The organism is Myroides albus, from assembly GCF_024722315.1.
GTDB classification, from domain to species: Bacteria; Bacteroidota; Bacteroidia; order Flavobacteriales; family Flavobacteriaceae; genus Flavobacterium; species Flavobacterium album_A.
In genome coordinates this window covers 2,397,868-2,412,202 of record NZ_CP102754.1, presented here as the reverse complement: position 1 = coordinate 2,412,202, position 14,335 = coordinate 2,397,868, and the positions used below count along the sequence as shown (strand labels likewise).

Genomic DNA, 14,335 nt, shown 5'->3' with positions numbered 1-14,335 from the left:
CAGAACCTTAAATATACTAATCCTATCTCTTTTTTTATAGCTTTTTTTTGCTTTTTCTTATATCGAACTCACGTTAATTAGCATTTTGCTCTACTACTATAGTTCTCACAATTTCAGGTTGATCAAGATGACGAACTTGTATATTACCACGTACAACCCCTGTTGCTTTAGCAACTCCTAACTCGAACTGAAGATGGCCATTTACATTTTTAGGTTCTTTCGTCCAATTGAAAGCGTTTCGATCATAATCGAATACTTCCCAGTTAGCACTTCCTCCTCCATAAGCCGTAACAATACTCGATGAATTTATTGCGCCATCTACACTACCAGACCCAACTCTTATGATTGGTTTACTAAGTACTAAATTCAAATTACTCACTTTTAATTGTGTGAAAACCTCAGGCTTATCAACCAATTTAAAAGTATAAATCTCATCACCAAAAACGGTCTCGCTTCTTGTAAATGACAATGTACTTACTTTGCCGTTTGTAACACTTTCAAATGTAGAAACAATGTCTCCTTCAACACTTTTCTCCCATGCTAAACCATCTTTTTTAGCCGTCAATGTCACTTCCCCTGTTGGGCTATTTTCCCACAGAAATAGTTGATCTGTACTAAGTGCCAATTCTAATATTTTACCTGGTCCACCAATAAAAACCCACGATTCTCCATCCCATGCATAAATTCCCTTTCCTTTACCATCTTGCAAATCTTCATTCACATTATAAACAACCAAGCCTGCGTGAGCCTCATCCTGAACACTTTTATCATAACCAGGTTCAAACATAGGATACAGCATCTCCACATCTGTTAAATCCACTCTCGGTAGACCAAGTCCTTTATTGGCATTTGCTTCTTCCCCTGTTTTATTCTCTAAGTTCTTTAACTCTAAAAGAGACCCTTCTACAGCAGGTTCACCAGTACCAATCGTAACCTGAGCTAATGCGCTATTAGTTATGACAAACAACATAAGCAAAACGAAAATGCATTGTCTTAATCCATGACATAGTAATATTTTTCTCATTTGTTTTTGTTTTTTTGTATTGTTTTGACCCCTATAAACCTAGAGTATTTTTAAATTTTTAAAGTATAATGTTTTAGGCTACTTTTTCTCTGCTACAAATCAAGTGTTTGTCCTTTTCCCATTTCTCCATTGGAGTGATTTTTCCAAGCAAGCCATGTAGTCTTTTGTTATTATAAAATACTACGTACTTCTTTAATATTTGTTCTATTTGTCCAAAAGTAAAGTATTCAAATTTAGTAAAAACCTCTCTTTTTAAAGTACCGTGATAGGCTTCTATGTGAGCATTTTCCTCTGGTGTTGCTACGTGTGTAAATTCTTGTGATACACCTACTAAGGAAAGATATTCTCTTACATTCTTGGCAATAAATTGACTACCATTATCCGATCTAATAACCACATTTTTAGGGTAATCTAACTCTTCAAAAAGCCCTGACAATAATTCTATTACCTGCTTCTGCTTAATATTAAAGCTGAAGTAGTCTTTTAATATTCTACGACTGTGTACATCAATTACAGAAAGTAAATAAGCATTTTTACCTTTTTGTGGTATCCATACCATCTTAATATCCATTTCAATACACTCTAAGGGTCTCGTAGTCTTTACTTTACGATGCTTAACGTACTTCTTATCCGAATGATCTCTAGTTATACGAGTTTGTAAAAGCTTGGCGTTTTTCATGATACGATATACTTTTTTATGGTTAATGGTGTACCCTTCGCGTTTAAGATACTCGCTCATCATACGGTAGCCACAATCCATAAAATCACCCCTTAAAAGCTCTTTAATTGACTCTACAACAGTTTGTTCATTAACCCAACCTTGGGTTTTATGATAGGTTAATAAAGTAGCTTTATTACCTTTTGACTTGCCAGAACCCTTGAAGTAGTACGTGCTTTCACTTAAGCCAACCCAATGTATTAGTTTAGCTTTACTTTTTTGATATTTACTATAAAAGTATTCTACCAGATCTTTTTTGGATCGGATGTCCCAAACTTTTTTTTTAGAAGTTCACGTTGAACTTCTAATTCTATTTCTTTATCACTTAGTAGTTTACGGAGAATCTTATTCTCTTCTTCTGCTTTTTTAAGTTCTTTTGATTTGTCAGAAACAGCAGGTCTTAATCCTGATTCTCCTTGAGAATCGAATTTCTTCTTCCATGAGTAGAAAGTACCTGTACTTAAACTGTGTTTACGACAAGTTTCTATTACCCCATTTTCTTCTGCTTCTTCTAAAATTGATAGCTTCTCAGATAAGCTCCATTTCTTGTATTTCATAAGTCCAAAGTTATGTAATTAATTTACTAGTTTCACTCCAGCTTATTTAGGGGCTAAGATAAATTATTAACAATAATTAAATTTAAATAGAAGCTAAAACAATGAAATTCAGTTACAAAATTGTCAGATTCTTATTTATTAAATAATAATCAATATTGGAAAATACTAAGTATTTTAATCTTTTATAACTAATCTGTCCATTCAGAGAAAGAGCAAACCTAACATTACAGGTAAAAATGTTTATAGAATTAACTTTGGTTTATATATAACTCATTAATTTATAATTTAAATTAGCAAAAAATAAACACTATGCCTTTAGACAAAATTACGTTTCAGAACGCGGGCTATTTTTCAAAACTAATGGTAGATTACCTCAATCAAGAGGCTAATCTAAAACACTTATATAATCACTTCCCTACTATACAGAACTTCAAACAACAGATAGATGAAAAACGTACTAACTATCCGATAGAACACAGAAGTGTACTCTGTCAGGCGTTGTTAAGTCAATATAAGGACACGAAGACTTCTGAAAAGACTTTAGAGCATATAAATGCATTAGCAAAAGAAAATACATTTACAGTTACGACTGGACACCAGTTAAACTTGTTTACTGGTCCACTGTACTTCTTGTACAAGATTATATCGGTTATTAATTTAGCCAAAGAACTGAAAGCTAAGTATCCCAACGAAAACTTTGTCCCTGTATACTGGATGGCTACAGAAGATCACGACTTCGAAGAAATTAATCACTTCGTATTTGAAGAAAAAGTGATTTGTTGGAACAGAGAGAGCAAAGGACCTGTAGGCCGATTAAGTACTGAAGGATTAGATAAAGTATATGAAGTATTCCAATCACATATTGGTTTAGGTAAAAATGCTATGTACATCAAAGAACTATTTGAAAATGCTTATCTCAAACACGACAATCTAACAGAAGCTACGCGTTACTTAGCAAATGAATTGTTTGGAGAGTATGGCTTAGTAATCATAGATGGGGATGACGCTGGATTAAAAAAACTGTTTGCTCCTCATATCAAAGAAGAATTACTTCATCAGAGTGCTATCAAAGAAGTTGAAAAAAGCTATGATACACTATCAGAATACTTCATACAAGTGAATCCTCGTGATATCAACTTATTCTATATACAGGATAACTTGAGAGAAAGAATTATCTATGAAGATGAGATATATAAAGTAAACAATACCTCGATCACCTTCACTAAAGAAGCAATACTAACAGAATTAGAGAATCATCCTGAATGCTTCAGTCCTAATGTGATACTGAGACCGTTATATCAAGAAGTAATATTGCCTAACCTATGCTATACGGGAGGTGGTGGAGAATTGGCATATTGGTTAGAATTGAAACAAGTTTTCGATTTACACCAAGTGACTTTCCCAATGCTATTACTGAGAAATTCAGTATTATTGGCCACTGCAAAACAAGTGGACAAGATGGATAAATTAGGGCTCTCTTGGCAAGATATGTTTAGCAAACAAGAGCAATTAATCAATGCTAAGACAAAAGAATTTTCAACAATACAGTTTGACTTTGATCAACAACGTCAAGTTTTAGAAGATCAATTCAAAATACTGGAAGATATTGCGCTGCAAACAGACAAATCATTCATTGGAGCAGTAAAAGCACAAAAAGTAAAACAGCTCAAAGGATTAGACAATTTAGAAAAAAGACTTCGCATAGCTGAAAAGAGAAATCACGCAGATAAATTAGAGCGAATTGCCTTACTTCAAAATGAATTATTTCCGAACAACAGTTTACAAGAGCGCATTGTGAATTTTTCAGTATATTACAAAGAATATGGAGAGGATTTGCTTACTGCATTATTCACAAAATTAAAACCGTTAAATCAAGAATTTGACATCATTATATTACAATAAAAAAGGCAGTTTTAAGTAGGTCAGGTACAATTTTAACATTTAACCAATTGACTTATAATATTTTTCATAAACTGTTAATAAATAAGATTTTATAAACTGATAAATAATCGTATTTTTACGACTTAATTAATTTCATTAACAGAATGGGAAAAATCATTGCTGTCGCAAATCAAAAGGGAGGAGTAGGAAAAACAACTACTTCAGTTAACTTAGCTGCTTCATTAGGAGCACTGGAGAAAAAGGTTCTTTTAATAGACGCTGACCCACAAGCGAATGCTACATCAGGCTTAGGCGTGGATGTAGATGCAGTAGAGATCGGAACTTATGAAATTTTAGAGCACAGTTGTACACCGGCAGATGCTATTGTTGATTGTACGGCTCCTAATGTTTATTTAATCCCAGCTCATATTGACTTAGTGGCAATTGAGATTGAATTAGTAGACAAAAAGAATAGGGAGTATATGCTAAAAGAGGCTCTAAAGTCGATTAAAGATAGTTATGATTACATCATTATCGATTGTGCCCCATCATTAGGATTACTAACTCTGAATGCACTAACTGCAGCAGATTCAGTTATCATACCAATCCAGTGTGAATATTTTGCACTTGAGGGATTAGGAAAATTATTGAATACGATAAAAAGCGTTCAAAAAATTCACAATCCTGAATTAGATATTGAAGGTTTATTATTGACGATGTATGATTCTCGTCTAAGACTTTCAAACCAAGTTGTAGAAGAAGTACAAAAACACTTTAACGACATGGTATTTGACACGATTATTCAAAGAAATGTAAAATTAAGTGAAGCTCCGAGTTTTGGAGAAAGTATCATAAACTATGATGCGACAAGTAAAGGAGCGACAAACTACATTAATTTAGCAGAAGAAATTATACTTAAGAATAACTAACAATTAGTTTAGTCGAGAATATAAGAAATTATGGCAAAGGCATTTAAAAAACAAGCTTTAGGAAGAGGATTATCGGCTCTATTAAAAGATCCCGACAACGATATTAAATCAATTGAAGATAACAATGCAGATAAAGTTGTTGGAAACATCATTGAATTAGATATTGATTCTATTGAAATAAATCCATTTCAACCGAGAACAAACTTCAATGAAGAATCATTAAATGAATTAGCGACAAGTATTAGGGAGTTAGGAGTTATCCAACCCATTACTGTACGCAAAATTGACTTTAATAAATTCCAATTAATCTCAGGTGAACGTCGTCTTAGAGCTTCAAAAATAGTAGGACTTGATACAATTCCTGCTTTTATACGCATTGCCAACGATAACGATTCACTGACAATGGCATTAGTTGAAAATATTCAACGCCATGACTTAGACCCCATTGAAATTGCCTTGTCTTATCAGCGTTTAATGGATGAAATAGACTTAACGCAAGAACAAGTAAGTGACCGTGTCGGAAAAAAGAGATCTACAATAGCAAATTATATTCGTTTGCTTCGCCTTGACCCAATTATTCAAACTGGAATTAGAGATGGATTCATTTCTATGGGCCACGGAAGAGCAATCATCAATGTAGAGGACTTAGATGTACAAACAACAATATACCATAAAATCATTATGGAAAACTTGTCTGTACGTGAAACTGAAGCATTGGTAAAACAATATCAAGAAGATCTAAAAGGTAATAAATCCCCAGAATTACCAAAGAAGACAAAATCATTTGAAGTACCAGCTGAGTACTCTAATTCTTTTGGAAATTTCTTTGGTGCAAAAGTAGATATAAAGGTTTCAGCAAATGGAAAAGGAAAAATTTCAATACCTTTCCACTCTGAAGAAGATTTAAATCGCTTAATCAAACTTTTAGAAAATTAGTGAAAAGCAAATTATTTATTTTAATATTACTTTTCTCTATTGTCGGGCAACAAGCATTTGCGCAGAAAAAAGACAAAGAGAAAAAAATCAAATCTGTAACTGAAGCTGAAGCAGATTATAAACCAATTGATCCCCTTGCTCCTGCTCGGGCTTCATTTTTTACGTCAATCGTTCCTGGCCTTGGACAAATCCAAAACAAAAGTTATTGGAAAGTACCTCTTGTATATGCGGGTATGGGTATTCCTGCTTACTTTTGGGCGGATAATCAACGTCAATATACCAGATACCGATCAGAGTATAAAAAGCGTTTACAAGGTATTCACGACAAAGAAGATCCTACTTTCGGTGGTCTAGACAATGAGCGCCTATTAGAAGCTCAGAAATTCTATAGACGCAATCGAGATTTATCAGTAGTCATTACAGTAGGTTTCTATGTATTGAGTATCATTGATGCAAACGTTGACGCTCACCTAACGCAATTTAACGTAAATGAGAAGTTGACTATCAGACCTGTATTTGATGTCAACAACAATTACTTACAACAAAATCAAATGCAACTTCAGTATGCAGTAAATATTCAATACAAATTCTAATCTTATACTTTTATTATGAAAATAGCGTTATTAGGCTACGGTAAAATGGGTAAAATAATTGAGCGTATCGCCTTAGAAAGAGGACATGAAATTGTACTTAGAAAAGGAAGCGAAAATTCATTTGAAGGATTAGAAAAAGCTGATGTAGCAATTGATTTTAGCATTCCTACCTCTGCTGTTGTTAATATAAAATCTGCAATAGACTACCATGTTCCCATTATAAGTGGAACCACAGGTTGGCTGGAGCAATATGATGACATTGTAGCGTATAATCAATTAAAAGGTGGTGCATTCTTATATGGTTCTAATTTTAGCTTAGGAGTGAACGTTTTCTTCAAATTGAATGAATACCTTGCTAAAATGATGAGTCAACTCAAGGAATACAATGTTTCTATGGAGGAAATTCACCATACACAAAAACTTGATGCACCAAGTGGAACAGCTATTTCCTTAGCTAATGGCATTATCGAAAATTCTGCTTACAACAAGTGGACATTGGATCAACCAAAGGAAAACGAGATTCATATCGATGCTATACGCCAAGATAGCGTGCCTGGTACACATAGCGTTTTTTATGATTCATCCATTGATCAAATTGAAATAAAACACACAGCACATTCAAGAGAAGGTTTTGCCCTTGGAGCAGTAGTTGCGGCGGAATGGATTCTTGGTAAAAAAGGTGTTTTTACAATGAGAGATGTATTAAACTTAAATGACAACTAAATAAACCTACTAAACATAGAGATTATGACAATGATGCAATGGTTCTTATTTTTTCTACTTGTTCAAGTAATTCACTTTGCAGGAACATGGAAACTATATATTAAAGCAGGATACAAACCTTGGCAGGCAATAATACCTATTTACAATGCTGTATTGCTAATGCGTATTATCAATCGCCCAGGTTGGTGGGTTATACTGCTATTTATTCCTATAGTTAACTTAATTATGTTTCCCGTAATTTGGGTGGAAACCATTAGAAGTTTTGGAAAAAACTCTACTATTGACACGATTTTAGTAGTGCTTACTTTAGGCTTCTACATCTACTATATCAATTATGCCACAGATGTTCAACACATTAAAGATAGAAGCATTAAGGCAGCATCTGAAGCAGGTGAAACTATGAGTTCTGTTTTGTTTGCAGTAGTTGTAGCAACAATAATACACACCTATGCAATACAGCCCTACACTATTCCATCTTCTTCATTAGAAAAAACTTTATTAGTTGGTGATTTTTTATTTGTTAGTAAATTTCATTACGGAGCACGTACTCCTATGACAACTGTTGCATTGCCAATGGCTCATGATACATTGCCTTTTGTCAAAAAGAAATCATACTTAACTAAACCTCATTTACCATACTTTAGACTACCAGGTTTTCAAAAAGTACAACACAATGATATTGTTGTATTTAACTGGCCTACAGATACTGTATATACTTTTAGAGATCCGTTGAGAAGACCTGCTATAGATAAACCAATAGACAAAAAAACAAACTATGTCAAAAGAGCTGTCGGTTTGCCAGGAGAAAACTTAGAAATAAAGAATGGATATGTATTTATCAACGGGGAACAATTAAAACTAAACGACAGAGCTAAAATTCAATTTGCTTATGTTGTAGAAACAGATGGTCGTCCATTTGATGTTATGTCAGTTGTGAAAAAGTTTGATATAACAGAAATGCCTTCTCAAGCCAATAATGCACCAAAGACATTGTTTATTTTCCCAGCTTTGACTGATGAGGCAGTTGAGTATATCAAAACATTTAGTGCAGTAAAAGCAGTTCACCGCTTTCCTGATCAAGCTATACCTGGATATATCTTCCCACATAATCAACCAAAGTGGACAACAAATAACCTTGGCCCTATACACATCCCTGCAAAAGGAGAAACAATCACCTTAACGGAAGATAACATTCCTCTTTACAAACGCGTTATCACTAAATACGAAAACAACACATTAGAATATAGTAATAATCATTTCTTAATCAATGGAGTTCAAACAAACTCTTATACATTCAAGCAAGATTATTATTATATGATGGGAGATAATAGAGATAACTCAGAGGACAGTAGATTTTGGGGATTTGTACCAGAAGATCATATTGTTGGTAAGCCCGTATTTATTTGGATGAGTTTAGACCCAAACGTTCCTTGGTCTAAAGCACTTGATAAAATACGCTGGGACAGAATGTTTACAACTGTTAATGGAAATGGAGAAAAAATCTCATACTTCCCATATTTTGTAGTGCTTTTAATTGGATACATTGGATATAGCACTTACAGAAGTAGAAAAAAGAAAAAGAATTTATAATTAAATAATAGTAATGAATAATATAGTTATTCACCCTACTTATTTTCCATCAATTAGTCACTTTGTTGCTATGTTGCAATCTGAAAAGATACTATTTGAAGTAGAAGATAATTTTCAAAAACAAACGAATAGAAATAGAATGTACATCTATAGTGCCAATGGAATACAGATGTTGAATATACCAATTAAGCACAGTAATGAACTTCACCAGAAGTTTAAAGATGTAGTAATAGAAGATGCTTTTGGATGGCAGAAACAGCATTTTAAGAGCTTAGAAGCTGCTTACAGAACTTCTCCTTACTTTGAGTTCTTTGAAGATGATTTAAGGCCTCTATTCGAAGAAAAACAAAAATACATGCTTGATTTAAACTTCAAGATACACGAAGTAATAACATCTTGCTTGGGAATAGAACTCCCTTTTGAAAAAACGATTGAATTTCACAAGGACTATTCACATACAGATATACTGGATTTAAGAGCACTAGCGAATGGAAAAAAAGATGTGAATGAATTCGAGCCTTATACGCAAGTATTTGAAGAAAAAGAAGGATTTATAAATAACCTTAGTATACTAGACCTCCTTTTTAACGAGGGTAGACATGCTATAGATTATTTAAAAACTCAATCTCTAAAATAGTAATGAAAAAAGGTAAGCTATTAGCTTACCTTTTTTTGTCATAGTGTTTTGAATAAGAATAATTCCCCTTATTGTAAATAGATGTAATAGTACACAAGCTATTTAGAATCTTACTCAACATTAAGACAACTAAGTAGTTAAAAAGTCACAATAAAATTTATATTTTTAAAAAATATAGGTATAGATAGAAAAGATTTAATTACAGTATATAGCAGAGCAATACAAGTAAATTAAAAGTCAGTAGACAATTCGATAAGCATAAGTATTAACTCGGGCACAGATAACGTCATTAATAAAGTGCTACTAAATACTCTAAGATTTTACTCAATCCCCAACTTTTGTCACTGATCCAAAAAAACTTTATCAGCAAGTACGAATATTCAGAAAATAAAAAAAGTAGGTCAAAGACCTACTTTTTTTACTTTTTCTTTTCATAGCTACTACTAAGTGATTTATCACTAAGTAATTGAACAAAATTATCAAACTCTTTTTCATAGCATATTAGTTCATTCTCTGTTCTGTTCTTTAGACAACCTATTTAAAAAAAGTCACAAATAATTTCAGATTAGGACAAATAAAAAAAGTAGATCAAATAGATCTACTTTTTTTATCTTTTTCTTTTCATAGCATTAGAACAAATTCAATAAATCCTTTTCATAGCATATTCTTATTTTCTTTGTTCTATACTTTAGACAATGCTTTATAATAAAGTCACATATTTTAACACAACTCTAACATGTAGCGTCAGCTTTTACAAACAAATTCAATGTATCTGGAGAAAGAAAAGGAATGTCTAATCCTAATCCTCTAACGATAAATAGCATCCCAAAAATAACAATAACGATAGGGTAATACTTCATAATTGCACTTCGAACTTTGACCGAAAACATTTCCCTAACATAAATCATCATACTCATCAAAGGAATAGTTCCTACGCCAAACAAAGCCATATACAAAGTTCCATAAAGTAGGCTTTGGGTTGCTAAAGCTCCAAAAAGAGCTACATAAACCATTCCACAAGGTAAAAACCCATTAAAGAAACCAATTGTATAAAGAGAGGCAGTAGTTTGCTTCTTGAACTGATTACCTAAAGAGCGCTGAATCTTACTAACAAATTTGTAAAAAGGCATCATAAAATTCAGTTTACCTAATTTACTCTGAGGTATTAAAACAAAAGCAATCATAAGAATCCCAACAACAATAGACATTTGTTGTTGTAAACCTGCTAAGAATAAACCTTTGCCAAAAACACCAAAGACAAGTCCTAAAATAGAGTATGCAGATATACGACCTAAGTGATAGGTCAATATCTGCATAACTTTTTTCGCTTGATTATCTTTAGAAACAGGTAACATTAATGCAATTGGACCGCACATACCAATACAGTGTAAACTACTTACTAATCCAAATATCAATCCTGTTAAAATCACAAGCTAATCAATTATAACTACTACTTTACTACTTTATCGTTCAAATTCAAACTTCCTAAATTTCTATAAGAAGTTCCTTTATATTCCCATTCAATAGAAATATCCCAACGACCGCCCGATCCCAGCTTTGTGTTAGGTATGAGCAAATTGGAAGAAGACAATGATATTGGAATGTCAAAGTCTAATGTCTGGTCAGACGGTCGATATAGAGATATTTTACCTTTTATATTTGAGTAATCAAATTCTTTTGGAAATACAACTAAAATCTCCTTATCATCTGTAATTGACAATTTCAAAGGTGTTTTTAGTTTCTTAGCATTAAGTTCTCTTTCAGCTTTACCATCAACCTCTATCTCTTGTTGATAATAATTCTCAGTCACTAACTGATTATCGTATTTGCTATCTAACTGAACTCTAATGACGTACTGCAAAATGAATATCATGAATATACCCATCGCAATAACGATTCCTGTTCCAAAATTGAATTTCATACCTATAAATTTTATTAATATTATTCCATAATTCTTGGGCCTAAGAAGTTGGTAGAAGTAGTATGAATCAATTTATCTCCATCATACACTTCAATTTTAATCTTAGTACGATGACTCTCTAATACAAGTTCTGGAATCCTAACAAATAAAGATCCTTCTGCATAGCCTTCCTTCTTAACACTAATAATATCTTTACTAATAAGTTGAACAGAACCACTTTCAGGATCTACAACTTTGAAAGTAATATTGTCGAAGTCTTTCATCGTTTTATTAACTACCTTATAAGTATACAAATTAGTAACTTGATCACCCTGGTGTTGATATGTCTGTCCAGCTACACGTAGAATGGTAGCTTCTATATCAGTACGCAAGAACAATAATCCTACTAAGACACTAATTAAAATAAATAATACAGCAGTATACCCTTTTTGACGAGCTGTAAACTTCGTCTTTTTATTCTCAGAGATTTCACTCTCTGAAGCATATCTAATTAATCCTTTTGGCAAGCCAACTGATTCCATCATGTGATCACATTCGTCAATACATGCAGTACAGTTCACACACTCTAATTGAGTACCATTACGAATATCTATACCAGTAGGACAAACATTCACACATTGTTTACAATCAATACAGTCACCAAATCCTTGAGCCTCTCTATCAATATCTTTCTTAAACTTAGCTCTACCATTAGTTCCCTCACCTCTCACATAATCATAAGCCACAATAATTGACTTATTATCTAAAAGCACACCTTGTAAACGCCCATAAGGACAAGCAATCACACAAACCTGCTCTCTAAACCAAGCAAAGATGAAGTAAAATGCACCAGTAAAGATTAGTAGTCCTACAAACTTACCTAAGTGTAAAGCTGGGCCATCTTTCATCATTTGAATTACAACGTCACTTCCAATAATGTAGGATAAAAAGATGTTTGCAATAATAAATGATATGATAAAGAAAATAAACCATTTTAAAAGTCTCTTTCTAATTTTCTCACCATTCCAGTTTTGTTTTCGAAGTCTAGCTTGAGCACCTCTATCACCGTCAATCCAGTATTCAATACGTCTAAAAACCATCTCCATGAAGATCGTTTGTGGACATATCCAACCACAGAAAATACGACCGAATGATACTGTAAATAAAGTTACGAAAACAACCCCAATAACTAAGGAAATAACCACTAAATAAAAATCTTGTGGCCAGAAAGGAAAACCAAAAATATTAAACTTTCTATCAATTACGTTGAATAGTAAAAACTGATTACCATTAACTTTTATAAAAGGAGCCGCAAACAAGAAAGCAATAAGCAAATAACTTACAATTTTTCTCTTGTCATAAAATGGTCCTGAAGGCTTTTTAGGAAATATCCAAGCTCTCTTACCATCTTTATCGATTGTTCCAATGGAGTCACGGAAACTTTCGTCTTTCATTGTAGCCATAGTGTAGTGTTTTAAAAAAAGCAGAGCAAATGAGTACCACCTACTCTGCTTTTATGTTTTTATTGTTAGTTTATAGCTTTTATAAAAAAAGCTACAAAAATGTATAATCTAATAACTATACCATCTTCATTACTAAATAGTTGTCGCTAGTAAGCATGAAGAATTTTTATTAATTATTACTCCTCGCTATCCGCTTCAGGAGCAACAACTTCTGATTCACTTGTCTCACCTGATTCAGGAGCCACATCTGATACAGGTGCACTTTCTTCAGCAGGAGTAGCCTCACCACCTTCTAAATCAGCTTTAGACCAAATAATATCACCTTCAGGACCTTTTGCATCAGCAGGATTAGTTCCGTTTAATGAAATTACATAAGAAGCTAACTTCTCGATTTCAGAAGGTTTGAAGTTATTCTTCCAAGGCACCATTCCTTTACCAGGACGACCTCCTTCAGAAATAGTATGGAAAATATTTTTCACACCACCACCTAAAATCCAATGATCATCTGTCAAGTTAGGCCCAATAGAACCACCACCATCAAGCTTGTGACAAGCCATACAGTTGGCATCAAACAGCTTTTTACCAGCAGCTAAATCAGCTTCATCAGTCAAGTATTTTGCATCATCAGCTGTTAACATATCAGGAGCAGTTTTCTTATACTCCTCAATTTGCAATTGAGCTTCAGCTACTGACTTTTCATATTCAACAATTTGATTATCTCCGTCAAACACGTGGAATCTCAACAAATAGATTACAGAGAATATGATCGTAACGTAGAATAACCCAACCCACCATGGTGGTAACTCGTTATCTAACTCTTTAATACCATCATAATCGTGATCCATCATTACATCAGATTCTTCTTGGATTCCCTTAGTTTTAGTTAATTTGCTCATTAAGCTTTTAACCCAAGGAAGATCAGAAAAACGCTTGTTTTTTTCTGCCACTCGCTCTTCTGGAGTCATTAATCTATCTAAAATCTTATTTGTAGACGCTACTACAATCTCAACTGCAATTAAAGCGAACAAGAACAAACCTAATAAGATTAGTACCTGTGGGTACTCCATAAAGGCTGGTTTTTCACCTTCTCCGCCTACTAACCATTCTACTAAAAGGAAAAACAACCCAAATAGTAGTGGTACTCGTACATATACTGGAAAATATTTTTTCATAATTTTTCTGAATTAGGATCAACATTATGCTCTTCATCATCCATGAATGGCATATTGCTCAATTCTTGAATGGTTTCCTTTTTGTAGGTAATTACCCATACAAAAAGCCCAACAAAGAAGGTAAAGAAAATAATTAAGGAAATAATTGGAAATACTTCTACTCCTCCTATTGTTTCCATAGTATGTTTAATGAACTTTAGCATATTGATTCA

The 14,335-nt window shown here is 33.2% G+C and carries 15 protein-coding genes; 7 read left to right on the top strand and 8 right to left on the bottom strand.

All coding sequences use genetic code 11. The annotated features are described in order from the left end of the window. Positions 1-73: 73 nt before the first annotated feature. The 3 genes from NWE55_RS10990 to NWE55_RS10980 all read right to left on the bottom strand — a co-directional run bounded on the left by NWE55_RS10990 (position 74) and on the right by NWE55_RS10980 (position 2,299). A complete protein-coding gene (locus NWE55_RS10990) occupies positions 74-1,024 on the bottom strand; it encodes a phage tail-like protein (protein ID WP_160339154.1) in 951 nt (316 codons plus the stop codon). Positions 1,025-1,097: 73 nt separating this feature from the next. Then, positions 1,098-1,991, bottom strand: a complete 894-nt coding sequence (locus NWE55_RS10985; RefSeq protein ID WP_155093492.1) for an IS3 family transposase — start codon at positions 1,989-1,991, stop codon at positions 1,098-1,100. After that, on the bottom strand, positions 1,985-2,299 hold the full coding sequence (locus tag NWE55_RS10980) for a transposase (RefSeq protein ID WP_155093491.1): 315 nt from the start codon (positions 2,297-2,299) through the stop codon (positions 1,985-1,987). The genes NWE55_RS10985 and NWE55_RS10980 overlap by 7 nt, the downstream gene beginning before the upstream one ends. Before the next feature lie 309 nt (positions 2,300-2,608). On the opposite strand from NWE55_RS10980, the gene bshC reads away from it, so the two are divergent. The 7 genes from bshC (at position 2,609) to NWE55_RS10945 (ending at position 9,588) form a co-directional block, all read left to right on the top strand. Continuing rightward, positions 2,609-4,201, top strand: coding sequence for a bacillithiol biosynthesis cysteine-adding enzyme BshC (bshC, locus tag NWE55_RS10975; RefSeq protein ID WP_258204060.1), 1,593 nt, complete (start codon positions 2,609-2,611; stop codon positions 4,199-4,201). 143 nt (positions 4,202-4,344) lie between these two features. Then, on the top strand, positions 4,345-5,109 hold the full coding sequence (locus tag NWE55_RS10970) for a ParA family protein (RefSeq protein WP_155092186.1): 765 nt from the start codon (positions 4,345-4,347) through the stop codon (positions 5,107-5,109). Positions 5,110-5,139: 30 nt separating this feature from the next. Further along, positions 5,140-6,045: a ParB/RepB/Spo0J family partition protein gene (locus tag NWE55_RS10965; protein WP_155092185.1), complete on the top strand. Its 906-nt coding sequence runs from the start codon at positions 5,140-5,142 to the stop codon at positions 6,043-6,045. Further along, entirely contained in the window at positions 6,045-6,638 is a 594-nt protein-coding gene (locus NWE55_RS10960) for a DUF5683 domain-containing protein (RefSeq protein ID WP_258204059.1), read from the top strand. Before NWE55_RS10965 ends, NWE55_RS10960 begins: the two co-directional genes overlap by 1 nt. A gap of 15 nt (positions 6,639-6,653) precedes the next feature. Then, positions 6,654-7,361: a 4-hydroxy-tetrahydrodipicolinate reductase gene (gene dapB, locus NWE55_RS10955; RefSeq protein WP_155092184.1), complete on the top strand. Its 708-nt coding sequence runs from the start codon at positions 6,654-6,656 to the stop codon at positions 7,359-7,361. A 24-nt stretch (positions 7,362-7,385) separates the two neighbouring features. After that, on the top strand, positions 7,386-8,951 hold the full coding sequence (gene lepB, locus NWE55_RS10950; RefSeq protein WP_155092183.1) for a signal peptidase I: 1,566 nt from the start codon (positions 7,386-7,388) through the stop codon (positions 8,949-8,951). Positions 8,952-8,964: 13 nt separating this feature from the next. Then, positions 8,965-9,588 (top strand): WbqC family protein, encoded by a 624-nt coding sequence (locus tag NWE55_RS10945; protein ID WP_155092182.1) that lies wholly within the window; start codon positions 8,965-8,967, stop codon positions 9,586-9,588. Between the two features lie 731 nt (positions 9,589-10,319). On the opposite strand, the gene NWE55_RS10940 is transcribed toward NWE55_RS10945, so the two are convergent. The 5 genes from NWE55_RS10940 to NWE55_RS10920 form a co-directional block, all read right to left on the bottom strand. Continuing rightward, positions 10,320-11,015: a sulfite exporter TauE/SafE family protein gene (locus tag NWE55_RS10940; protein WP_160339303.1), complete on the bottom strand. Its 696-nt coding sequence runs from the start codon at positions 11,013-11,015 to the stop codon at positions 10,320-10,322. Between the two features lie 23 nt (positions 11,016-11,038). After that, the gene (locus tag NWE55_RS10935) at positions 11,039-11,509 is read right to left on the bottom strand and encodes a FixH family protein (RefSeq protein WP_155092181.1); all 471 of its coding nucleotides are present in this window, start codon (positions 11,507-11,509) and stop codon (positions 11,039-11,041) included. Between the two features lie 20 nt (positions 11,510-11,529). Further along, positions 11,530-12,951 carry a cytochrome c oxidase accessory protein CcoG gene (gene ccoG / locus NWE55_RS10930; RefSeq protein ID WP_155092180.1) on the bottom strand — a complete coding sequence of 474 codons (1,422 nt, stop codon included), beginning with the start codon at positions 12,949-12,951 and terminating at the stop codon, positions 11,530-11,532. Between the two features lie 176 nt (positions 12,952-13,127). Further along, the gene (locus NWE55_RS10925) at positions 13,128-14,123 is read right to left on the bottom strand and encodes a cbb3-type cytochrome c oxidase N-terminal domain-containing protein (RefSeq protein WP_155092179.1); all 996 of its coding nucleotides are present in this window, start codon (positions 14,121-14,123) and stop codon (positions 13,128-13,130) included. Then, the gene (locus NWE55_RS10920) at positions 14,120-14,326 is read right to left on the bottom strand and encodes a CcoQ/FixQ family Cbb3-type cytochrome c oxidase assembly chaperone (RefSeq protein WP_155092178.1); all 207 of its coding nucleotides are present in this window, start codon (positions 14,324-14,326) and stop codon (positions 14,120-14,122) included. Before NWE55_RS10920 ends, NWE55_RS10925 begins: the two co-directional genes overlap by 4 nt. Positions 14,327-14,335: the final 9 nt, after the last annotated feature.